Here is a 21,461-nt window from a genome sequence, read left to right on the forward strand (position 1 = left end):
CTCCTTCAAATTCGGCACGGGGCCCGAGACTGCGGCGCTCACTCGGTCTGGCGAGCCCTGCCGACGGCGCTCATGAGGTGGTAGACGACGACGGCCGCCACCGTGCCGAGGATGATGCCGCCGAAGGTCGCCCCGCCGACGGTGAAGGTGAGGTTCGCGATACCCATGGCCAGCGCGATACCCGCCGTCAGCTGGTTCTTCGGCTTCGAGAAGTCGACGCGGTTCTCGACCCAGATGCGGATTCCGATGATGCCGATCAGGCCGTAGAGAGCGATGGTGACGCCGCCGAGGACGCCTGCCGGAACGGTGTTGATGATTGCTCCGACCTTCGGAGAGAGGCTGAGGAGGATGGCGATGATGCCGGCCACCCAGTAGGCCGCCGTCGAGAAGACGCGCGTGGCGCTCATGACGCCGATGTTCTCGCCGTACGTGGTCGTGGCCGAGCCGCCGCCGACACCCGCGAGCACGGTCGAGATGCCGTCGGCGAAGAGGGCACGACCGGTCACCCGGTCGAGATCCCGGTTCGTGAGCTGCCCCACGCCCTTGACGTGCCCGACGTTCTCGGCGACGAGCGCCAGGACGACCGGGAGGAACCCGGCGTAGACGGCCAGGTTCGAGACGTCGAAGGAGGGAGCCGTGAAGTGGGGGAGGCCGAACCACTTGGCCGAGTCGACCTTGCTGAAGTCGACCACGCCTCCGATCACAGCTGCGACGTAGCCGACTACGAGTCCGATCACGATGGAGAGGCGGCCGAGGATCCCGCGGAACACCACGGCACTCAGCACGACGGCGGCCAGCGTGATGACCGCCACGAGTGGGGAGGCCTGAAAGTTCTTGCCCGCGGTCGGGGCCAGGTTGAAACCGATCAGGGCCACGATCGAGCCGCTCACGACGGGCGGCAGCAGCGAGTCGATCCACTTCGTGCCGAGCAGGTGCACGACGACCCCGACGATCGCGAGCAGCGCCCCGACGACGATGATGCCGCTGAGCGCGAGCGGAATGCCGCCGATCTTCGTCGCGGCTCCGATCGGGGCCAGGAACGCGAACGACGACCCGAGATAGCTCGGCAGCTTGTTCTGCGTGATGAGGAGGAAGAGCAGCGTGCCGATGCCCGAGAAGAAGAGGGTCGTCGACGGCGGGAATCCGGTGATCAGCGGAACGAGGAACGTCGCACCGAACATGGCGACGACGTGCTGCCCTCCGAGCCCGATCGTGCGAGGCCAGGTGAGGCGCTCCTCGGGGAGGACGATCTCGGACTGACCGACGTTCTTACCGTCGCCGTGCAGCTTCCAGGGGAGGGGCATGCAGAGACTGTACTGGCGGCGGAGAGGCCGCTGTCGGACGGCGCGCCTAGGCTTGAGCCATGACAGACGTTGCTGCTGCATCCGGAATCCTGACCGACGACCTCGACCCCGCGGTCCGCCCGCAAGACGACCTGTTCCGCCACGTGAACGGGCGCTGGATCGCCGAGACCGCGATTCCCGAAGACAAGGCGCGCTGGGGCTCGTTCTACCTCCTGGCCGAGGCCGCCGAGAAGGCCGTCCGCGAGATCATCGACGAGTCGCAGGGCGCCGAGCCCGGCACCGAGGCTCGCAAGGTCGGCGACCTGTTCACCAGCTTCCTCGACGAAGACACCATCGAGTCGCTCGGGGCCACGCCCATCCAGCCGTTGCTCGCCACCGTCGACGACGTCACCACCGTCGACGCCCTCCTCGAGACCGTCGGCCGCTTCGAGCTGCAGGGTGTCTCCGGCTTCGTCCAGCTCTTCGTCGACAACGACCCGGGCAACCCCGAGCGCTACATCGTCTTCGTCGAGCAGGGCGGCCTCGGTCTTCCCGACGAGTCGTACTACCGCGAAGAGAAGTTCGCCGACATCCGCACGGCCTACCGCTCGTACATCCAGACCATGTTCGAGCTCTCAGGATCCAGCGCGGCCGCCGAGCGCGCGGCGCGCGTCCTCGAGATCGAGACTTCGATCGCGTCCCACCACTGGGACAACGTGGCGACCCGCGAATCCGAGAAGACCTACAACTTGCTGCCGTGGGCAGACGCCGCGGCGCTCGCCGACGGTATCGACCTCGGCGTCTGGCGCGACGCCGTCGGAGCGCCGGCCGGCACCTTCGACGAGATCGTCGTGCGTCAGCCGTCGTTCGTCGAAGGTCTTGCCTCACTGCTCACCGAAGACAACCTCGAGGCCTGGCGCGACTGGCTGCGATTCCAAATCATCCGGTCGTTCGCGGCCTACCTGTCGAGCGGCTTCGTCAAGGCGAACTTCGACTTCTACGGCAAGACCCTCACGGGCACGCCGGTGCAGCGGGTGCGCTGGAAGCGCGGGGTCTCGCTCGTCGAAGGAGCGATGGGTGAGGCCGTCGGTCGCATCTACGTCGACCGCCACTTCAATCGAGACGCGAAGACGACGATGGACGTCTTGGTGGCGAACCTCGTCGAGGCCTACCGACAGAGCATCACGGGCCTCGACTGGATGACCGACGAGACCCGGGAGAGGGCGCTCGACAAGCTGTCGAAGTTCACGCCGAAGATCGGGTTCCCCGTCAAGTGGCGCGACTACTCGGCGCTCGAGATCGACGCGGGCGACCTCGTCGGAAACATCCGAGCCACCGCCGTGTTCGGCTTCAACCGCGAGCTCGGCAAGATCGGCAAGCCGATCGACCGCGACGAGTGGTTCATGACCCCGCAGACGATCAACGCGTACTACAACCCTGGATTCAACGAGATCGTGTTCCCGGCGGCGATCTTGCAGTTCCCCTTCTTCGACGAGACCCGCGACCCCGCAGCCAACTACGGTGCGATCGGCGCGGTCATCGGCCACGAGATCGGCCACGGCTTCGACGACCAGGGCTCGAAGTACGACGGCGACGGCCGACTCACCGACTGGTGGACGTCGGCCGACCGCGAGGCCTTCGAGAAGCTGACGACGTCTCTCATCGCTCAGTACGACGCACTCGAGCCCGCGCAGACCCCCGGCCACCACGTCAACGGCGCTCTCACCATCGGCGAGAACATCGGCGACCTCGGCGGGCTCTCGATCGCCTGGAAGGCCTACCTCATCTCGCTCGACGGTGAAGAACCGCCGGTGATCGACGGCCTCTCGGGCGCCGAACGCTTCTTCCTCAGCTGGGCGCAGGCCTGGCAGATGAAGATCCGCGACGAGGAGGCGATCCGACTGATGTCGATCGACCCGCACTCGCCCAACGAATTCCGGTGCAACCAGATCGTCCGCAACATCGACGAGTTCTACGAGGCTTTCGGCGTCACCGAAACCGACGCCCTCTGGCTGCCCGCCGACCAGCGAGTCACGATCTGGTAGGAGCAACATGGCCGGGGAGGGTGGTGCGGAGCGGAGTCGCCGCGCTCGCGACGCTGATCCGGGGCGGCACCGCATCGATCGCTCAGGTTCGTCGGCGCACGCTCGGCTGAACGGCGCCGAACACCGCTCGGCGCCGTTCGAGCGCAGCTTTCGGGCACTCGGATCCTTGGCTTTCGCAAATGCGCGAGTATCGGCGGCGGCGGCCGACCTCGACACGGGTGAGACGCTGCTGGCAATCGACGAGACCGTCGCCCTGCCGACGGCGGAAGTCGGGAGGCTGTTGCTGCTCGTGGAGGTCGCGGCCCAGCTCGGCGCGGGCCGCATCGCACCGCTCGACCAGGTGGCGCGCGAGGCGGGCCGAGACGCCGACGACCCACGCGCGGGTGGGCTGTGGTCGTCGCTGCTGCTGCCGAGCCTCGGGGTGATCGACGCGGCGACCCTCGTGGGTGCCGTGCGCGATCCGGTGGCCACCAACGGGCTGATCCGACTCGTCGGCCTTGACCGGATCCGTGCCCGAGCAGAGTCGCTCGGCCTGCGTCGAACCGCGCTACTGGACTACACGCGTGCCACCCGCGGCCCCGACGATGCCCCGCAGTCGTCCGTCGGCTCGACCGCCGAACTCCAGCAACTGTTCGGCGATCTGGTGGCCGGTCGCTGCGTCGACCGCGGCGCCAGCAATCGCGTGCTCGGATGGCTCGCGGCAGGCAGCGACCTGTCGCTGGTGGCGTCGGCGTTCGGTCTCGACCCGGTCGCACACCGGGCAAGCGACCATGGGCTCCAGCTCGTCAACATCACGGGGGCCGACCGCGGCGTCCGCAGTGAGGCCGGTGCACTGCGAGGGAGCCACCGAGGCGTCTCGTACGCCGTCACCGTCGAGTTCGACGACGCCGACCTCGAGACGCGCCTCGGGGTGCTCGACGTGTTCCGCACCGTCGGGCTCGACCTGCTGGAACGTGTCAGTTGAGCCCGTTCGAGCCTGCCGTTACTGGTGCAATGCGCCCACGGTGAAGAGCGACACCGACGTCGACTTGCAACCGGTCACCGCGGCGTACGTCGCGAAGATGGAGGATTTGCTGCCGGGCGGGTAGACGCGGAACCCGTCGCCCTTGGCGGGCTTGCACTGCGACCGCTCGTAGTTGTCGGCCTGGACGATCTGCAGCTGGGCCTGGGCGGATGCACCAGCCTTGAGGCTCACGGTGGCGTGCGCCGAGCTGCGGTCGAGCTTCGCGGCCTTGCCGATCTGGGTGCCGTTGCCCGACCCGACCAGAGAGACTCCGGGCCACCCCTGCAGGGTGCAGGTGCTCGAGCCCTTGTTCGTGAGCGAGAGGTTCACGTACGTGCTCCCGGCCGCGCCGCCCGAGCCGCTGACGATCGCCGCGGAGAGGTTCGACGAGGTACAGGTGGTGACGGCCGGAGCGGTAGTGCTGCCCGACCCGGAGGTCGCCGACGGGCTCGACGTCGTCGACGGCGTGACGGAGGGCGTCGTCGTGGCATCGGGGGTCGCCGGTGCCGCGGTCACGGTATCGGTGACGGTAGGGGTGCTCGCGGGGTCGTCGTTCGACGACGAGCAGCCGGCCAGACCGGCGACCACGATGGCTGAGGCGGCCAGCACGGAGAGGGAGGTGGGGATACGCATGGTTCTACCCTGCCACCAACCCGGTGTCAGTCGATCACTCCGAGGAATGACATTCGCCGGAGCGTCTCTACACCCGCGGGAGGGCAGCGATCGGCATCCGCCGTCGTGACCCAGGCGAGAGAACCGATCTCGCTGCTCGGACGGGGCTCCTCGTCGGTCTCGGCGGAGTAGAGCGTCATCTCGACGAGCCGCCCGTCGGGCTCGCCGTGCGCCTGTTCGGAGACGGTAAAAAGCGGCTGGACACCGGCGGGGTCGAGCGTGAGCGCGACCTCCTCACGCGCCTCTCGCACCAGCGCGTCGGCCCCGCTCTCGCCCGGTTCGACTTTGCCCCCGGGCAGGTACAGGACGTCGCGGCCTCGCGCCGTCACCATCAGGAGTCGGCGATCACGGACGAGGGCGAGTGCGCTGACGACGATCGGATCCATCCGTCAATCCTCTCGCGGAAGGCGCCTCGATCGATTCCCCTGAGCTTCTTGACACCGCAATATAACTGTGAAATATTCAATTCCGCAGTGATCAACCCCCCTCTTACTTCACAGATCAGGACTCAGCCCATGCCCGCAGGGAACACCACCACGACTCTCCGACCGACCTTGATCGTCGAGCCTTTCGACTACTTCCTCGTCGACATCGCCACCGGCCGTTTTCTGCCGGGCGACGGGGTCCATGCCGAGCAGCTCGCCCACGAGCACGGTCTCAGCGTCGAGGATGCTCACGAGGTGATCGAGACGGCCTGGCGCCTCGGGTTCGTCACGCGTCAAGGGATGGCGACCGGTGGGATCCTGATCTACACGCCCGAGGCGTCGCAGGTGCACCTGCACCGGCTCGCCCGAGCGCTGGTGTCGGCTGTCTCCTGCGGCCCGCGCGGAGCCGGCACCATCGGCCTCATCGACGGCGAGCAGACCCGCTTCGGTGCGGTCGAGCTTTTCGGCCTCACGACTCCCTGCGATGTCGAGCTGTTCCTCGAGCTGTGCCGCGCGCTTCTCGGCACCTGGGCACCCCACCTCCTCGAGGAGCTCGCCGTGCCCGTCGCCGTGCTCTTCTCCGAGTCGGCCCAGGCCGTTCACGGCATCGAGTTCGCTGCACCGCCGGTTGTCCGACGAGAGCTGGTGTGCTCGATGGTCCGGTCGCTCATCGACGGGCGGCCCGACGACTTCGCCGCTCACGTCGCCGACTACGTTGTGGCGATGGCGGTCGCTTGAACCCTTTCGTTCCGCGGAGGCTCTACCTAGCGGGGGCGGAGGTCGTGGCGTTGTCGCCACTCCGACGCGAGGATCGCGTAGATGCCGGTGTCTGACCATCGTCCTTTGTAAAAGAGGTCTTCGACGAGGTGGGCTTCCTGTCGCATCCCGAGCTTTCGGCACAGCGCCACCGAGCCGGCATTGAGCGGATCCAGCTCGGCGTGAACCCGGTGGCTGCCGAGGTCGTCGACGCACAGCTCGATCATGCGCGTGGCCGCCTCGAAGGCGTAGCCGCGACCCTGAAATGCAGGGTTCAGGATCCAGCCGACCTCGCTCTGCCGCGAGTCGACGCTGGTCAGGCGCACGTTCACCTCGCCCATCACCCGGCCGGGCTCGCTCTTCGTCGTCACCGCGAGAACGAGCGAGTCGCCGTCGTGCTCGAGGTGCGTCATCGTGCTCCGCCGCGCAAGGTGCTCGGCGGCCTCGCTTCGAGAGCGAACGGGCCAGAGCATGAACCGAAGTGCTTCGGAATCGGACTGATACGCGAAGACATCGTCGAGATCAGCCGGCGTCAGGGGACGCAAGAGCAGGCGATCGGTCTCGAGAGAAGAGACGGTGACGGGCACGGGTGAGCGGGTTCTGCTCAGCCCGCCGTGGCCTCGCGGCCATCGGCGTGACCCGCTTCGCGGCGGGCGGATGCCGGGCGCAGAGGCGTCGGAGCCGTCGCGGCCCGAGTGTCGGTGAGGCCGAACAGAGCCTCGAGCCCATCGCGGAAGTCTTCGCCGCGGCCCTCGCGCGCGAGTTCGCGCGCTCGAACCGACGGCGTGTGGAGCAGCACACCGGCCAGGTGCCGGAGAGCCTGCTCCGTGCGCTCGGTCGAATCGCCGCGACCTCTCGCCCGCTCGATCTCGGCGTCGAGGATGTCGAAGACGTGCTTGCGCAGAGCGACGACGGCCGGTGAGAGCGACTGCTCGGCCGCGACCGCCTGGAACTCGGCGGCGGCCGTGGAGACCAGGGCACGCGCGTCGTCGGCAGCGGTCAGCTCTTTGAGCGGGGCATGGAGGCTGATGGTCTCGAGGTCGAGCAGCTCAACGCCGACGACCTTCGAGACGAGCGGGTCGACGTTGCGGGGAAGGCCGAGGTCGATGACGAGGCGTCGGGCGCCCGCGGCGACGACGTCGGGAGTCACGAGCGGCTCGGTCGTCGTCGTGCACGTGATCAGAACGTCGCTCCAGGCGATGGCCTCGGCGAGGTCGGTGTGCGGTGCGACGTCGTGCTTCGCGCCGAACCAGCTCGCCCGGCCCGAGGCGGAGTACACGCCGATCTGCTCGGCACCGCGGTCGCGGAGGGCGGCAACGGTCGTCGCGGCGTACTGGCCGGTGCCGACGAGCAGGATCCGGGCCTGGCTCCAGTCGGTCACTCGACTCGACGCCAGCTCGAGGGCGAGACGCACGAGCGAGCGACTCGCACCGCCCACGTTGGTGAGGTTCTTGATGCCGCGCGACGTGTGCGAGGCCTTCTGGAACAGACGCTCGAGGTCGGACGAGGTGGTGCCGTCGGTGCGGGCACGCTCGAGGGAGCGGCGCACCTGGCCCGAGATCTCGTCTTCGCCGACGACGACCGACTCGAGGCCGGAACTCACGGCGAAGAGATGCTCGACGACGCCTTCGCCGGTGATCACCGTGATGCTGTCGCGGAGGTCGTCGGGCTCGACGCTCGAGGCCTCGCTCATGGCCTGGATGGTGGCCTCGACCGCGAGGGTGCTCGCCGCGGTTAGGGGCTTGTCGACGTCGAGGTAGGCCTCGAAACGGTTGCACGTCGCGAGCACGACGGCGCCCGAGACGAAATCACTGGAATCGACGAGGGTGGTGGCTGCCGTGGGTGCGCCGACGCTCAACTTCTCGAGGAGGTCGAAGCTGGCGTTCTGATGAGACGCCGTCAGGCAGATGAGCACGACAGATATGGTAACTCTCGCTTCTCGGCTGTGCATTGGCTGGACTCGCCGTCGAGAGAGTCGGTGCCCCGACGGCCGGTAGATTCGGGGGCGTGCTTCTATCGCGACAGGCCACAGAGAACGACATCGATCCGCTGGTGGCGCTCGTCACGTCGGCCTATCGCGGCGACGCGAGCCGCGAGGGCTGGACGACCGAGGCGCACCTTCTCGAAGGGCAGCGAATCGACGCCGACCTGCTCACCGCCGACCTCGACAACCCCCACGGCCTCGTTCTGGTCTGGGTAGATCAGGAGGCAACGGGAGAGGGGGCCGCTGACGCGATCGTCGCCTGCTGCAACCTCGTACGGAAGCCCGACGGCGTCGCCTACTTCGGCATGTTCGCGGTCTCGCCCGGGCGGCAGGGTGCGGGGCTCGGCAAGCAGATCTTGGCCGAGGCCGAGCGGGTGGCCCGCGAGGAGTGGTCGGCGTCAGCCCTCGAGATCACGGTGCTGGAGCCGCGGAGCGAGCTCCTGGCGTTTTACGACCGGCGCGGCTTCACGGCCACTGGATCTTTCGTGCCGTTCCCCTACGGCGACCCGCGGTTCGGCGAACCCCTTCGCGACGACCTGCGGATGGTCGTGATGCGCAAGGCCCTTTAGCGGTCATTCGGCGTTCGCGCCCGGGCAAGGGCGGGTCGCGCCACTCCGAACCCGAAGGCGAGAGCCAGCACGTTCATGACGAGCACGTAGACGGCCGCCGGAACCGCCGCCTCGGGCAGGCCGAGGGCACTGGTGGCGACGAAGATCGCGACTCCGGCATTGTGGATCCCGATCTCGAACGCCGCGGTGATCGCTCGTCGCACGTCAATGTCGGCCAGTCGGGGCGCGAGGTATCCGACAGTGAAGCTCCCCGCCCCGAGAAGGGCGGCCGCGGCGACCAGCCCGCCCAGGTTCGCCACGACCGTCGGCCAGGCGGGGACGACCGCCGTGATCACCAGGAGCGCGAGGACGACCATCGAGGCGATCCGAACAGGGCGTTCGGCTCGCGCGGCCGTCGCGGGTCGGAGGTGGCGTAAGAGCATGCCGAGTGCGACCGGAAGCAGCACGGTGGCGGCCATCTCGACGACCTTGCCGGGTTGGAGGCCGACTCCCTCGCCGTTCGGCAGGTAGAGGGAGGTCGCCAGGTGGACGAGCACGGGAATCGTGAGCAGTGAGATGACGCTGTTGATCGCCGTGAGGCTGATGTTCACCGCTACTTCTCCGCCGAAGAGGTGACTGAAGAGGTTCGCTGTCGCGCCGCCGGGAGAGGCAGCCAGGATCACCAGCCCGACCGCGAAGAGGGGCGGCAGCTGCAGGGCCGCGACCAGGCCGAAGCAGAAGGCGGGCAGCACGACGAGCTGGCAGGCGAGCGCGACGATCAGCAGCCCCGGGCGACGCAGGGCGCGCGCGAAGTCGGACGGCGTCAGCGTCACCCCGAGCCCGAACATGATGATCGCCAGGGCGACAGGAACGAGCATCAGTTCGAGCTCCGCCCGAGTCGAGGGGGCCGGGAGAGGGTCGGTGGGTGGTCGCCGTGGCGATGCAGGATCCGCCAGCCCTCGCTCGTCTTTCTGTAGATGTGCGTGACCCGGATGGTCACCTCCGTCGCCGGAGCACCGTCGACCGAGACGACTCCGCGTTCACTACCCACTGTCCACGCCGTGTCTCCCGTCTCGACGACGACGTCGTAACGGGGAACGAGCGGCCCGCCGGAGAAGCGCGAGGCGACCCAGTCGAGCGTCGCGTCGATGTCGGCCCGACCGCGTTCCATCGTTCCCCAGGCGCCGAACAGCGTCGAGTCGGTCGTATCGGCCCAGCAGGCCTTGTACGCATGGGCGTCGCCCCTTCCCATGTCGGCGAGGCCCTCTTCGACCTGCCGAAGGACCCGGCTGAATTCGTCGTCCACTTCCCACTCCCTTGTACGATATGAAGAGGGATACACTCTACATACGATTGACAAGGCGTGGCAGGGTTTCCAGGGCGAAGTGCGACAATTCAGCACGTGAACACGACCGCCAGCCCGACGCTCCCCGACTCGCACCCGCTCGCCTCCGGCTTGACCGCCGGATCGCCTCTGGTGCGCGCCCTCCGCGGCGATCGACCCGAAACTCTGCCGGTGTGGTTCATGCGACAGGCGGGGCGGTCTCTGCCCGAGTATCGCGAGCTGCGCGTCGGCACGAAGATGCTCGACGCCTGCCTGGATCCTGCGCTGTCCAGCGAGATCACCCTGCAGCCGGTACGACGGCACAAAGTCGACGCGGGCATCTTCTTCAGCGACATCGTGGTGCCGATCAAGCTGGCGGGGGTGGGCGTCGAGATCGTTCCCGGACGCGGTCCCGTGCTCGACGAGCCGATCCGGAGCGCGAGCGATGTCGCCAAGCTGCGCCCGCTGGATCCTGACGCTCTTGCTCCGATCGCCGAGGGCGTCGCCCGCACGGTGGCCGAGCTGGGTGAAACCCCCCTGATCGGTTTCGCCGGTGCCCCGTTCACGCTGGCGGCCTATCTCGTCGAGGGCGGACCGTCGAAAGACCACATCCGTGCCCGCACGCTCATGCACTCCGACCCCGAGACCTGGGACGCCCTGCTGACCTGGGCGGCCGACGTGACGGGGGCGTTCCTCCGGGCGCAGATCCTCGCGGGGGCGAGCGCCGGCCAGCTGTTCGACTCGTGGGTCGGATCGCTCTCGCTGCGGGACTACGTCGATCGCGTGGCCCCCTACTCGGCTCGGGCCATGTCGCACATCGACGGGCTCGAGGTGCCGCGCATCCACTTCGGTGTCGGTTCGGGCGAGGTGCTGGCCGCCATGCGCGATGTCGGCACCGACGCGGTGGGGGTCGACTGGAGGATCCCGCTCGACGAGGCATCCCGACGTCTCGGAGGCGACACGGTCGTGCAGGGCAACATCGATCCGGCGCTGCTGCAGGCGCCGTGGTCGGTGCTCGAGGCGCACGTCCGCGACATCGTCCAGCGCGGAAAGTCGGCTCCGGCCCACGTGCTCAACCTCGGCCACGGTGTGAACCCCGACACCGACCCGAGCGTGCTCACCCGCATCGTCGAGCTGGCCCACACGCTGTGACCGCCGGCTCCCCCTTCAGGCCCGACGTCGGCGAACACGCGACGGCGGTCGTCGTTGGCGGCGGAGTCGCCGGGCTCGTCGTCGCACGCGACCTCGGCAAGGCCGGTCGGCGCGTCACGCTGCTCGAAGCCTCCGCGCGCCTCGGCGGCGAGGTGCAGCGGCACTCGGTGGCGGGCATCGACCTCGACTCGGGCGCCGAGAGCTTCGCCACGAAGACCGACGCAATCCAGACCCTTGCCACGCAGCTCGGGCTCGGCAACGAGATCGTGAACCCCGACCCGCGCGGAGCCTGGGTCATCCAGCCCGACGGCACAGCGTTCGAGCTGCCGAAGACCGGGCTGCTCGGCATTCCGGGCACGCCGATGGCCAAAGACGTGATCGACGTGATCGGCACCGGCGCCGCCCTGCGCGCTGAGATGGACTCCCTCCTGCCCGGCCCGGTGGGGGCGAAAGAGCAGAAGCTCGGCCCGCTCGTGCGGCGCCGCATGGGTCGCGCGGTGCTCGACAAGCTGGTCACGCCCGTGGTTCAGGGCGTCCACTCGGCGCACCCCGACGACCTCGACGTCGAGCGGGTCGCACCGGGGCTCCGCCAGGCGCTCCTCCACGAGAACTCCCTGGCCCGCGCGGTCCGGGCCCTCCGCGAGGCGTCACCCGCGGGGTCGGCCGTCGGCGGGATCCGCGGCGGCACCGTGCGACTGGTCGACGAGCTCGCCGCCGACCTCGAGATGTACGGTGTCGAGGTCCGGTTCGGCGCTCGCGTCACGGCCTACGAAGCCCACTCGGTGACTCTCGACACCGGCGAACAGCTCGCTGCCGACACGGTCGTCGTCGCACTCGGCGGCCGCGACGCAGCGCGTCTCGACGGCGCCCTCGACGACGGCACCAGCCAAGGATCCACCGGCTCGGCGAGCGAGACCGGCCTCATCACGCTCGCGACCCTCGTCGTGAGAGACCCCGCGCTCGATGCGGCTCCCCGTGGCACGGGCGTGCTGGTGGCACCGGGGGCGCCCGGAATCCGCGCGAAAGCCCTCACACACGCCACCGTCAAGTGGGACTGGGTGGCCGAGCGGGCGGAGGGGCGCCACGTGCTCCGGCTCAGCTACAGCGCGCCGGCGGTGGGGAGAGCGACGTCGGACGACGAACTGCGGTCGCTCGCGATCGACGATGCGTCGCGGATCCTCGGCCTGTCGGTCGACCCGGCGTCTGTCGAGGGGTTCGCGCGAGTGGAATGGGACGGCCCCTACCGCGGGGCGGGATCGGCGGGGCGCGAGGTTCCCGGTGTGGTGCGCGTCGGCGGTGCCGTCGCCGGTCGTGGTCTCGCGGGAGTGGTCGCCGACGCACGACTCAAGGTCGCCGAGATCCTGTCGCCGGAGGTGTAGCGGAGGGCTTCCGGACCTGTTGCGAACTCGTGCGGCGAACGGCCCCCGGGTCGGACTAGCCTAGAAGCACTGCGCCGGTGTTCTCCGTGCAGTCCTGACTTTTGGAGGCTTCATGCGAGGCAAGCTGATTTTCGTCGCGGGAGCGGCCGCCGGGTACGTTCTGGGTTCGAGGGCGGGCCACCAGCGCTACGAGCAGATCGCCAGCGGCGCCTCGAAGGTCTGGAACAGCCGTGGCGTGCAGAAGCAGGTCGTCAAGGTCGAAGACGCGGCCGGTCAGATCCTGCCCCGCGTCGTCACCGGTCTGTTCCACCTCGTCGTGTGGGGCGTCAAGAAGATCCTGGGCATCCAGTCGAAGCCCAAGACGACCAGTACCGCCGCACGCCGCTGACGCCGCTCCGCCCCGGCGGAACCGATTTTCTGAAGTACCGCACCATGACGCACCGCACTTCCTGAGGGGGAGCACATGACCGAGTCGACACGCGCCGACACCATCAAGCACGCCAAGAAGAACCGCTCCCTGCTCGGCCTGCTCTCCGACATCCCGACGCTGGTCACCGACCTGGTCAAGGGAGAGATCGCGCTCCTGAAGAAGGAGCTGATCGACAAGGCGAAGGTGTTCGGTATCGGAGCCGGCCTCGCCGTCGGCGCGCTGCTGTTCCTGTTCCTGATGCTCCTCTGCCTCATCGGCGCGGGCATCGCGGCGCTGTCGCTGGTGATGCCGCTCTGGCTGGCGGCGCTGCTGGTCGCCGCGCTGTTCCTGGTGATCGCCGGGATCCTCGGCTTCTTGGCGTACAAGCAGATCAAGAAGGGCCTGCCGCCGCTGCCCAAGCAGACGATCGACAGCGTCAAGAGCGACATCAAGGCAGTGAAGGGCGTCGGTCGAATTCCGCGCTCCGACGTGGGAGGACGATCCTGATGAGCAGCACCGAAGAGATCCGGGCCGGCATCGACCGCACCCGTGCCGACCTCGCGGCGACACTGAACGAGCTCGAAGAAAAGCTCAACATCCCCAAGCAGCTGGGCATCAAGGCCCACGAGGCGAAGATCTCGTTCGGCAAAGACCCGAAGCCGTGGCTCGCCGGTGCGGCTACCGTCGCAGCGGTCGTGGGTGGCATCGCGCTCATCGCACTGAAGCGTCGCTAACCTCTTCTCCGGGCCGGTTTCGCGGTCACTCGACGGCGAGCGTCGCGGTTCGCGGCTCCCAGCCGAACGGAGGAAGATAAACGCATGAATTCCAGCGCCGACGCGCCAGCGAGCACGCAGCACTCCACCCCACCCGCACCCGCCGAAGCCCCCGCCGAGCGTCTCGGCTATACGCTCTGGGCGGTTCTCCGGCGTGATCCCGCCCGGCCTCTCGTGCCCGGCGTCGACGACGCCGCCGAGCTCGATGAGGCCGTCTCGCGTCTCGCCGCGAAGGGCGTCGTCGTTCGAGGGTTCTACGACGTCAGCGCGGTCAAGGCCGATAGCGACCTCATGATCTGGTTGCACGGCGAGGTGCCCGAAGACATCCAGGCCGGTTACCGCGAGCTCGTGCGCACGAACCTCCTGAAGAATCTGCTACCGACGTGGAACGCCCTCGGAATGCACCGCGAGGCCGAGTTCGCGAAAGACCACAGCCCCGCCTTCATGCGCGGCAAAGAGCCCGAGACCTGGCTCACGGTCTACCCCTTCGTCCGTAGCTACGAGTGGTACCTGCTGCCCGACGCGGAGCGCAACCAGATGCTCCGCGACCACGGCATGAAGGGCGGCGCCCACCGCGCTGTCCTGACCAACACCGTTGCCAGCTTCAGCCTGGGCGACTACGAGTGGATCCTCGCGCTCGAGGCCCCCGAGCTGGTTCAGCTCGTCGACCTCATGCGCGATCTCCGCTACACCGAGGCGCGCATGCACGTGCGCGAAGAGGTTCCCTTCTATACGGGGCGTCGAATCCCCACCACCGCTATCGCAGAGGTTCTGAGTTGAGCAACATAACGAACAACGAGATCGGGACGCCCGGCGGGTTGGTCCCGTCGGCCACGAAGGCTGCCGAGAGCGGCCCCGAGTGGGTCACCGAGGGCACCGACTACGACGCCATCCTCCTTGCCGGCTTCGGCGGACCGGAGGGGCAGGACGACGTCATCCCCTTTCTCCGCAACGTCACCCGAGGTCGCGGAATCCCGGAGGAGCGCCTCGAGGAGGTCGCCCACCACTACCGGCACTTCGGCGGGGTCAGCCCGATCAACGAGCACAACCGTGAGTTGAAGGCGGCCCTCGAGGCCGAGCTCGCCCGTCGCGAGATCGACCTTCCCGTGATCTGGGGAAACCGCAACTGGGATCCCTACATGGCCGACGCGGTTCGTGAGGCGGCGGATCGCGGCTTCACGAAGCTGATCGCCGTGGCAACCAGCGCGTACAGCTCTTATTCGTCGTGCCGGCAGTACCGCGAAGACTTCGCGATGGCGCTCGACGACACCGACCTGCGCGACCGCGTGCAGATCGACAAGGTCCGTCAGTTCTTCGACCACCCCGGGTTCGTGCAGCCCTTCATCGACGGCGTCCGCGACGCCCTGGTGAAGGCGCAGACCGAGATCGAGGGGATCGACCTCGGCACCGAGATCCAGGTGCTGTTCTCGACCCATTCGATTCCGTCCACCGACGCTGCGAAATCCGGCCCCGAGGCGCGCGGGTTCGACGGCGACGGCGCGTACGCCGCTCAGCACCGGGCCGTCGCCGAAGTGGTCATGGCGGCAGCCGAGGCCGCTCTCGAGCTTCCGTCAGACACGACTGTCCCGTGGCAGCTCGTCTTCCAGTCGCGCTCCGGCCCGCCCTCCATGCCGTGGCTCGAGCCCGACATCAATGACGCGATCCACGCCCTGAACGGCGGCCCGACGAAGGCCGTCGTCATCGTGCCCCTCGGGTTCGTGAGTGACCACATGGAGGTCATGTGGGATCTCGACAACGAGGCGCTCGAGTCGTGCGAAGAAGAGGGCTTCTGGGCCGTTCGAACGCCGACCCCCGGCATCGACCCGAACTACGTCACCGGTCTCGTCGACCTCGTCCTCGAGCGTCGTGACGGTGTGCCCGCTGCCGACCGCCCGCACCTCACCGACCTCGGCCCCTGGTACGACGTCTGCCGTCCCGGCTGCTGCGAGAACGTCCGCCTCGGTTTCAAGCCGGCCGTCTCCGGCCTGGTTCCGTAGGGCAGCCGTGACAGCACTCCGAATCGGCACGAGAGGGTCGGCGCTGGCCCTCGCTCAGTCGACCCTGATCAAAGACCGACTGGCCCAGGTCACGGGCCGCGATGTCGAACTGGTCACCGTCACGAGCGAGGGCGACACCTCGAAGGCCTCCCTGGCGACCCTCGGTGGCACCGGCGTGTTCGCCAGCGCCCTTCGAGAAGCGCTCCTCGCCGACGAGTGCGACCTGCTCGTGCACTCGCTGAAAGACCTTCCCACCGCGCTGTACCCGGGGCTGATTCTCGGCGCCATCCCGAAACGCGTGGATGCGCGCGACGCCCTCTGCGCGCGCGACGGCCTCACCTTCGACGCACTTCCTGCCGGTGCCCGCGTCGGCACCGGGTCGCCGCGCCGAGTCGCCCAGATCCGCTCCCGGCGCTCCGACCTCGAGGTCGTCGACATCCGCGGCAACGTCGACTCGCGGCTCTCCCGAGTCGGCGACGACCTCGACGCCGTGCTCCTGTCGGCCGCCGGTCTCTCGCGCCTGGGGCTGCTCGACGTCGCCACCGAACTGATGCCTCTCGGCTTCTGGCCGAGCGCGCCGGGCCAGGGCGCGCTGGCGCTCGAAGTCCGCGAGGGCGAAAAGGCCGCCGATCTCACAGCCGGGCTCCGCGCCATCGACCACCGCGAGACGCGTCTGATCGTCACCGCCGAACGCGAAGTGCTCGCCGGCCTCGAAGCGGGGTGCGCGGCGCCGATCGGCGCTTCGGCCGTGATCGACGCGGGCCTCCTGCTGCTGAGCGCGAGCGTCTACCGGCCCGACGGCACGGAGCGTCTCACTGCCTCGCACGGAGTCACGCTCGAGCCAGGCACCCTCGCGGCGCAGCTCGCCGAGGTGCACGACGTCTCGTCGCGGGTCGTCGACGAACTGCTTGAGAACGGCGCCGCCGACCTCGTGCCGCGCGGAAGTGTGACCGACCAGGGCGGCTCGGCATGACCGACACCCGCGCCAGCGACAAGCCGCTTCGCGGCGTCCGGGTGCTGGTGCCCCGCGGAGGCAAGTGGGGTGACAACGTCTCGGCCATCCTGCGCTCGTACGGCGCGAGTCCCGTGATCGCACCACTCATCAACTTCGCCCCGACAGCCGACCAGCACGAACTCATGATCGCGCTGCTCCGGCTGGAGGCCGGCGAATACGACTGGCTGGTGGTGACGAGCGCCACGACGGTCGACGTCCTGATCGGCAACAGCATCCGCCCGGCGCCCACGACCAAGGTGGCGGCGGTCGGCGAGACCACGGCGGCCGCGCTGACGCTGGCCGGGATCCGGGTCGACTTCGTGCCCGAGAACGACAACTCCGCGCGCGGGCTCGTCAAGGAGTGGCCGACCGACCAGATCGTCGGCCGGGTGCTGGTGCCGCAGTCCGAGATCGCCGAGCCCCGTCTCGTCGAAGGTCTCGCCGCGCGGGGCCTCGACGCCGAGTTCGTCGCCGCCTACCGCACGGTCGGTGTCTCGATCGACGCGAGCGTCAAGGCCGAGGTCGCCGACGGTTCCATCCGGGTCATCCTCGTGACGTCGGGCAGCGTCGCCCGCCAGATCGCCGAGCAGCTCGCCCCCCTCCCGAGCGACGTGCTCGTCGCGTGCATCGGCCCGCGCACCGCATTCGACGCGCGCGCCGCCGGGCTCCCCGTCCACGTCATCGCCGAGACCCGCTCCGCGCCGGCGCTCGTCGAGGCCGTCGTCGACAACGCTCTGGCCGGCTGGCCCGAGCACACCGATCAGGTGACCCCCGGGTCGCCGAATTCCGAAAGCATCTGATGTCGCAGTTCCCACTGGTCCGAGGCCGCCGCCTCCGGGCCACCCCCGCCCTTCGCCGCCTGGTCGCCGAGACCCGCCTGCACCCCGCCGACCTGATCCTGCCGATGTTCGTCCGCGAGGGCATCACCGAAGACGCGCCGATCACCTCCATGCCGGGCGTCGCGCATCACTCGCTCGACACGCTCAAGCCGGCCCTGCAGCGCGCCGCTGAGGCGGGCATCGGCGGCGTCATGCTGTTCGGGGTGCCTCTCGACGAGAAGAAAGACGCCCAGGGCTCGGGTGCCACCGACCCCGACGGGATCCTGAACGTCGCCACCCGCATCGCCGCCGCCGAGGTGGGCGACTCGCTCGTCGTCCAGTCCGACCTGTGCCTCGACGAGTTCACCGACCACGGCCACTGCGGAGTGCTCGACGCCCACGGCTACGTCGACAACGACGCGACGCTCGAGCGGTACCGCGACATGGCTGTGGTGCAGGCGGAGTCAGGATCCGAGTTGGTCGCCCCGAGCGGGATGATGGACGGCCAGGTCGCGGCGATCCGCGATGCGCTCGACGCACACGGCTTCGGCAACACGGCGGTACTCGCCTACGCGGCGAAGTACGCGAGCGCGTTCTACGGCCCGTTCCGCGAGGCTGTCCAGTCGTCGCTCGTCGGCGACCGACGCACCTATCAGATGGACAACGGCAACCGCCGCGAGGGCCTCCGCGAGGTCGCCCTCGACCTCGACGAGGGCGCCGACATCGTGATGGTGAAGCCCGCGATGAGCTACCTCGACGTGCTGGCCGACGTCGCCGCGACCAGCGACGTGCCGGTGTGGGCGTACCAGATCTCGGGCGAGTACTCGATGATCCAGGCCGCCGCCGCGAACGGCTGGATCGACCTCGACGCCGCCAGCTACGAGAGCGTCCTCGGCATCAAGCGGGCCGGGGCCGACGCGATCCTCACCTACTGGGCGGTCGACCTGGCCGAGCGCCTGACCGGCCGAAGCGATGCGAGCAGGAACCTTCGATGAGCCAGCAGCAGAACACCAACGAGCGATCGTTCGCCCGGGCTCGTGCGTCGATTCCCGGCGGGGTGAACTCGCCCGTCCGGGCCTACGGGTCGGTCGGAGGCACCCCGCGGTTCCTCGTCGGGGCCGAGGGCGCCTACGTGACCGACACCGAGGGCACGAAGTACGTCGACCTGGTTGCGTCGTGGGGCCCCGCCATCCTCGGCCACGCTCACCCCGCGGTTGTCCAGGCCGTCCAGGAGGCCGCCGCGCGCGGGCTCAGCTTTGGTGCATCGACACCGGGTGAGACTGAGCTCGCCGAGATCGTCCGCGAGCGGGTGAGCCACGGCGACCGGCGTCCTATCGGCAAGATCCGCATGGTGTCGACCGGCACCGAGGCCACAATGACCGCCATCCGCCTGGCTCGCGGCTACACCGGCCGCGACCTGCTCGTGAAGTTCGCCGGGCACTACCACGGCCACTCCGACTCGCTGCTGGCCGAGGCGGGCTCGGGTGTCGCCACTCTCGCCCTGCCCGGGTCAGCGGGCATCACCGAGGCGACCGCGGCACAGACCCTCGTGCTGCCCTACAACGACCTCGACGCCGTCCGTCAGGTGTTCGACGAGCACTCCGAGCGCATCGCCGCCGTGATCGTCGAGTCCGCCGCGGCCAACATGGGCGTTCTCGCACCCGAGCGGGGCTTCAACCGGGCCCTGTCTGAGATCACGCGTCGAAACGGCGCACTGCTCATCGTCGACGAGGTCCTCACCGGGTTCCGGGTCGGGCCCGCCGGCTGGTGGGGCCTCGAGGCCTCGCAGGTCGTGCCCGACGGCGCCGGCTGGGAGCCCGACCTCATCACGTTCGGCAAGGTGATCGGAGGCGGCATGCCTCTCGCGGCTCTCGGCGGTCGCGCCGAGGTCATGGACTTCTTGGCACCCCTCGGGCCGGTGTATCAGGCCGGAACGCTCAGCGGCAACCCGGTGGCCGTCGCCGCGGGCATCGCGACGCTGCGGCTCGCCGACGCCTCCGTCTACGAGCGGTTGAACGCCGCAGCCGAGATCGTCTCGCGGGAGACGAGCGCGGCGCTCTCGCGCGAGGGCGTAGCCCACACGGTCCAGCACGCCGGCAACTTGTTCTCATTCGCCTTCAGCGACACGGCCCCGAAGAACTACGACGACGTCCGCGCGCAGGAGGCCTTCCGGTACCCGCCGTTCTTCCACGCCATGCTCGATGCCGGCGTGAACCTTCCGCCGTCGGTGTTCGAGGCGTGGTTCTTGACAGCGGCGCATGATGATGCGGCGATCGGCCGGATCCTCGAGGCTCTTCCCGGCGCGGCGAAGGCTGCCGCCGCCGCCACGTCACCCCGCTGAGCCGGGCCGCCCGGGCAGGTCAGGCGCGTCGAGCGACCCAGCGGCCGGCACGGCGCTCGATCGAGAGCGGAAAGTCGAACGCACCCGACACGAGTTCGCTGGTGAGCACGTCGTCGGCCGTTCCCGATGCGAAGACCCGTCCGTCGCGCAGCAGCATCGCGTGCGTGGTCGACGCCGGAAGGTCTTCGAGGTGGTGGGTGACGGTCACCGACGCCATCGACGGGTGCCGATGGCGAAGGGTGTCGACCGTGTCGAGAAGGTGCTCGCGAGCCGCGACGTCGAGCCCGGTCGCCGGCTCGTCGAGGAGCAGGAGCGCAGGATCCGACACGAGCGCGCGGGCGATCAGGGCTCGACCCCGCTCGCCCTGCGACAGCGTGCTCCACCGGGCGTCCACCCTCGCTCCCAGCCCGACCGACGCCGCGAGATCGACGGCGTGCTGTCGCTCGGCCGCAGAGGCCTGCCATCGGGGCACGGGATCGCTCGATCCCGTCAGGCCGGTCAGGATGACGTCGACGACGCTGTTGTCTCCGAGCATGCGATGCCTCGGGTCGACATGGCCGATGCGCGTGCGGAGGGCGGCGAGCTCGACGCGGCCGATTTGCCGCCCGAGGACGGCGACGGTGCCGCCGGACGGGTGTCCGAGCGCGCCGCACAGCGTCAGGAGCGTGGTCTTACCGGCTCCGTTCGGGCCGATCAGCGCCCAGTGCTCACCGACTCCGACTCGCAGGTCGACGTGCTCGAGCAGGTCTCGCCCGGCCCGGGTGACCCGGACGTCGTCCAGATTCAGGACGACGCCCGGGTCGACGGTGGAGGTCAGCGGCTTGAGGTCGCTGCCGGGAACACGCCGGCGGCCGCTACCGAGGAGACGTAGTCACCCATGCCGTCGATGGTGTCGAGGAACGCCTTGGCGCCGGCCTTGCCATCGCGGTCGTCAACGGCCTTGCCGAGCGCCTTCATCAGCGCGCCGGAGATGTTGAAGACGACGTCGCGCGAGGCGATTCCGAAGAGCAGGGTGGCGCGGTCGCCCACCGTTTCGAGCACGCGCTCGAGGCTGGGGCTCTTCGAGGCCGCAGCGAAGATGAACATCGCCCGCGAGAAGTTGACCAGGGCATCGGGCTTGAGGACACCCGACTTGTCGCGTTCGACGGTGCTGAGCAGCGTCTTGACCTCTTTGGCCTGGGCCGAGGTCAGTGCCGGGATGCCGCGTCGGGCGACGATGCCCCAGACGTCGAAGGCCGTCGTCGTTGTGTCGGCGAAGTCATCCATCGTGGGCGAGATGATGCGCGTGTACCGGTTGGCTTCGATGTCGACGAGACCGTAGTCGGCGAGCTTGGCGATGGCTTCGCGCACGGGGGTGCGGGAGACGCCGAGCCAGCGGACGAGCTCATCATCGTTGAGGCGTTCGCCGAGTTCGAGGGTGCCGTCGCCGATGGCGGCCAGCATCTTGTCGAAGACGACGTCGCGGAGGAGGCGGCGAGGTGCGGGGGCCTCGGCAGTGGGTACGGGAACGGGCATGAGTGTCTTTCTGGCTGGCGGGCCGATTGGCGGGGGGAGAGGG

24 protein-coding genes are annotated in these 21,461 nt (G+C 69.0%); 15 read left to right on the forward strand and 9 right to left on the reverse strand.

The features are described 5' to 3' along the window. Positions 1-38 precede the first annotated feature (38 nt). A complete protein-coding gene (locus ASF54_RS13925; protein ID WP_055964363.1) occupies positions 39-1,304 on the reverse strand; it encodes a uracil-xanthine permease family protein in 1,266 nt (421 codons plus the stop codon). 59 nt (positions 1,305-1,363) lie between these two features. Between ASF54_RS13925 and ASF54_RS13930 the strand changes: the two genes are divergently transcribed. Next, positions 1,364-3,328 (forward strand): M13 family metallopeptidase, encoded by a 1,965-nt coding sequence (locus ASF54_RS13930; RefSeq protein ID WP_055964366.1) that lies wholly within the window; start codon positions 1,364-1,366, stop codon positions 3,326-3,328. Between the two features lie 7 nt (positions 3,329-3,335). Then, positions 3,336-4,292, forward strand: coding sequence for a serine hydrolase (locus tag ASF54_RS13935; RefSeq protein WP_084816305.1), 957 nt, complete (start codon positions 3,336-3,338; stop codon positions 4,290-4,292). An 18-nt stretch (positions 4,293-4,310) separates the two neighbouring features. Here the strand turns inward: ASF54_RS13935 and ASF54_RS13940 are convergent, their stop codons facing one another. Further along, positions 4,311-4,964: a DUF4232 domain-containing protein gene (locus tag ASF54_RS13940; protein WP_055964369.1), complete on the reverse strand. Its 654-nt coding sequence runs from the start codon at positions 4,962-4,964 to the stop codon at positions 4,311-4,313. Positions 4,965-4,990: 26 nt separating this feature from the next. Then, positions 4,991-5,389: an NUDIX hydrolase gene (locus ASF54_RS13945; RefSeq protein WP_055964371.1), complete on the reverse strand. Its 399-nt coding sequence runs from the start codon at positions 5,387-5,389 to the stop codon at positions 4,991-4,993. Between the two features lie 129 nt (positions 5,390-5,518). Here ASF54_RS13945 and ASF54_RS13950 point away from each other — a divergent pair, with 129 nt between their 5' ends. Beyond that, positions 5,519-6,166, forward strand: coding sequence for a hypothetical protein (locus ASF54_RS13950; protein ID WP_055964374.1), 648 nt, complete (start codon positions 5,519-5,521; stop codon positions 6,164-6,166). A gap of 26 nt (positions 6,167-6,192) precedes the next feature. Here the strand turns inward: ASF54_RS13950 and ASF54_RS13955 are convergent, their stop codons facing one another. Beyond that, positions 6,193-6,771 carry a GNAT family N-acetyltransferase gene (locus tag ASF54_RS13955; RefSeq protein ID WP_055964377.1) on the reverse strand — a complete coding sequence of 193 codons (579 nt, stop codon included), beginning with the start codon at positions 6,769-6,771 and terminating at the stop codon, positions 6,193-6,195. Positions 6,772-6,788: 17 nt separating this feature from the next. Next, a complete protein-coding gene (locus ASF54_RS13960) occupies positions 6,789-8,099 on the reverse strand; it encodes a glutamyl-tRNA reductase (RefSeq protein ID WP_055964380.1) in 1,311 nt (436 codons plus the stop codon). Between the two features lie 92 nt (positions 8,100-8,191). Here ASF54_RS13960 and ASF54_RS13965 point away from each other — a divergent pair, with 92 nt between their 5' ends. Continuing rightward, on the forward strand, positions 8,192-8,737 hold the full coding sequence (locus ASF54_RS13965) for a GNAT family N-acetyltransferase (RefSeq protein WP_055964383.1): 546 nt from the start codon (positions 8,192-8,194) through the stop codon (positions 8,735-8,737). Here the strand turns inward: ASF54_RS13965 and ASF54_RS13970 are convergent. Both ASF54_RS13970 and ASF54_RS13975 read right to left on the reverse strand, forming a co-directional pair. Continuing rightward, positions 8,734-9,594, reverse strand: coding sequence for a bile acid:sodium symporter family protein (locus tag ASF54_RS13970; RefSeq protein WP_055964386.1), 861 nt, complete (start codon positions 9,592-9,594; stop codon positions 8,734-8,736). The genes ASF54_RS13965 and ASF54_RS13970 overlap by 4 nt on opposite strands. Beyond that, positions 9,594-10,022 carry a YybH family protein gene (locus ASF54_RS13975; protein WP_055964389.1) on the reverse strand — a complete coding sequence of 143 codons (429 nt, stop codon included), beginning with the start codon at positions 10,020-10,022 and terminating at the stop codon, positions 9,594-9,596. Before ASF54_RS13975 ends, ASF54_RS13970 begins: the two co-directional genes overlap by 1 nt. Before the next feature lie 96 nt (positions 10,023-10,118). On the opposite strand from ASF54_RS13975, the gene hemE reads away from it, so the two are divergent. The 11 genes from hemE to hemL all read left to right on the forward strand — a co-directional run bounded on the left by hemE (position 10,119) and on the right by hemL (position 19,903). Then, positions 10,119-11,192 (forward strand): uroporphyrinogen decarboxylase, encoded by a 1,074-nt coding sequence (hemE, locus tag ASF54_RS13980; RefSeq protein WP_055964392.1) that lies wholly within the window; start codon positions 10,119-10,121, stop codon positions 11,190-11,192. Next, positions 11,189-12,571, forward strand: a complete 1,383-nt coding sequence (locus tag ASF54_RS13985) for a protoporphyrinogen/coproporphyrinogen oxidase (protein WP_055964395.1) — start codon at positions 11,189-11,191, stop codon at positions 12,569-12,571. The genes hemE and ASF54_RS13985 overlap by 4 nt, the downstream gene beginning before the upstream one ends. A 112-nt stretch (positions 12,572-12,683) precedes the next feature. Beyond that, positions 12,684-12,959, forward strand: coding sequence for a hypothetical protein (locus tag ASF54_RS13990; RefSeq protein ID WP_055964398.1), 276 nt, complete (start codon positions 12,684-12,686; stop codon positions 12,957-12,959). 75 nt (positions 12,960-13,034) lie between these two features. Continuing rightward, a complete protein-coding gene (locus ASF54_RS13995; RefSeq protein ID WP_055964399.1) occupies positions 13,035-13,487 on the forward strand; it encodes a phage holin family protein in 453 nt (150 codons plus the stop codon). Continuing rightward, positions 13,487-13,714: a DUF3618 domain-containing protein gene (locus ASF54_RS14000; protein WP_055964402.1), complete on the forward strand. Its 228-nt coding sequence runs from the start codon at positions 13,487-13,489 to the stop codon at positions 13,712-13,714. The genes ASF54_RS13995 and ASF54_RS14000 overlap by 1 nt, the downstream gene beginning before the upstream one ends. An 84-nt stretch (positions 13,715-13,798) precedes the next feature. Beyond that, positions 13,799-14,533, forward strand: a complete 735-nt coding sequence (hemQ, locus tag ASF54_RS14005) for a hydrogen peroxide-dependent heme synthase (protein ID WP_055964405.1) — start codon at positions 13,799-13,801, stop codon at positions 14,531-14,533. Between the two features lie 5 nt (positions 14,534-14,538). Then, positions 14,539-15,750 (forward strand): ferrochelatase, encoded by a 1,212-nt coding sequence (locus ASF54_RS14010; protein WP_442855795.1) that lies wholly within the window; start codon positions 14,539-14,541, stop codon positions 15,748-15,750. 7 nt (positions 15,751-15,757) lie between these two features. Beyond that, entirely contained in the window at positions 15,758-16,723 is a 966-nt protein-coding gene (hemC, locus tag ASF54_RS14015; protein ID WP_055964408.1) for a hydroxymethylbilane synthase, read from the forward strand. After that, positions 16,720-17,544, forward strand: a complete 825-nt coding sequence (locus ASF54_RS14020) for a uroporphyrinogen-III synthase (RefSeq protein WP_055964411.1) — start codon at positions 16,720-16,722, stop codon at positions 17,542-17,544. The genes hemC and ASF54_RS14020 overlap by 4 nt, the downstream gene beginning before the upstream one ends. Further along, the gene (gene hemB, locus ASF54_RS14025; RefSeq protein ID WP_055964414.1) at positions 17,544-18,557 is read left to right on the forward strand and encodes a porphobilinogen synthase; all 1,014 of its coding nucleotides are present in this window, start codon (positions 17,544-17,546) and stop codon (positions 18,555-18,557) included. The genes ASF54_RS14020 and hemB overlap by 1 nt, the downstream gene beginning before the upstream one ends. Beyond that, positions 18,554-19,903, forward strand: a complete 1,350-nt coding sequence (gene hemL / locus ASF54_RS14030; RefSeq protein WP_055964418.1) for a glutamate-1-semialdehyde 2,1-aminomutase — start codon at positions 18,554-18,556, stop codon at positions 19,901-19,903. The genes hemB and hemL overlap by 4 nt, the downstream gene beginning before the upstream one ends. Before the next feature lie 19 nt (positions 19,904-19,922). Here the strand turns inward: hemL and ASF54_RS14035 are convergent, their stop codons facing one another. Together ASF54_RS14035 and ASF54_RS14040 are read right to left on the reverse strand one after the other, a co-directional pair. Then, positions 19,923-20,720, reverse strand: coding sequence for an ABC transporter ATP-binding protein (locus ASF54_RS14035; RefSeq protein ID WP_055964420.1), 798 nt, complete (start codon positions 20,718-20,720; stop codon positions 19,923-19,925). Then, positions 20,717-21,418, reverse strand: coding sequence for a GntR family transcriptional regulator (locus ASF54_RS14040; RefSeq protein ID WP_055964422.1), 702 nt, complete (start codon positions 21,416-21,418; stop codon positions 20,717-20,719). Before ASF54_RS14040 ends, ASF54_RS14035 begins: the two co-directional genes overlap by 4 nt. Positions 21,419-21,461 lie beyond the last annotated feature (43 nt).

Source organism: Frondihabitans sp. Leaf304, from assembly GCF_001423105.1.
Taxonomy (GTDB): domain Bacteria; phylum Actinomycetota; class Actinomycetes; order Actinomycetales; family Microbacteriaceae; genus Frondihabitans.